Here is a 666-nt window from a genome sequence, read left to right on the forward strand (position 1 = left end):
GCGATCCCGAGCATGGCGGTCCTCGGACTGGTGTGGGCATACATCCTGTCGCCGCTCGGGTCGGGGGTGCTCAACTCCGTGCTGGACGCGACGCTCGGCGTGGGCCCGGTGCCGTGGCTGTCCGACGCGACGCTGGCCAAGGTGTCGGTGATCGTGGTGGGCGTCTGGGGCGGCGTCGGCTGGCACGCGGTGCTCTATCTGGCCTATCTGCAGTCGATCCCGTCGGAGTACTACGAGGTCGCCACCATCGACGGCGCGGGCAGCTGGAAACAGTTCCTGCACATCACGCTGCCGCTGCTCACGCCTGCCATGGTGATCAGCCAGTTCCTGCTGATGACCGGCGGGCTCAAGGTGTTCGACCTGCCGTACACGCTCACCGGCGGCGGACCCGGGTTCGAGACGTACACGATCACGCAGTCGATCATCACGATGGGCGTTGGCCAGGGCCGGTACGCCGTCGCGTCGGCGCTGGCCGTGGTCTTCACGATCGCCGTCGCCGCCCTCGCGGTGGGTCAGCTGCTGCTCTCGCGGCGGATCGAGAGGAGGGTGCTGTGACCCGGCGCCGGCGTCCCCTGCTCAGTGTGGTGATCCTCGGCCTCGCGTGTCTGGTCGCGACACCGCTTTACTACATCGTCGTCAACACGTTCAAGACGCAGGAACAGATGG

At 67.4% G+C, this 666-nt stretch carries 1 protein-coding gene; it reads left to right on the forward strand.

What is annotated here, in order from left to right; genetic code table 11:
- The coding region (locus DZA62_RS35270) for a carbohydrate ABC transporter permease (RefSeq protein ID WP_157988119.1) at positions 1–555 on the forward strand (555 nt) is incomplete at its 5' end.
- Positions 556–666: the final 111 nt, after the last annotated feature.

The sequence above is a fragment of the Jiangella endophytica genome (genome assembly GCF_003427025.1).
GTDB classification, from domain to species: domain Bacteria; phylum Actinomycetota; class Actinomycetes; order Jiangellales; family Jiangellaceae; genus Jiangella; species Jiangella endophytica.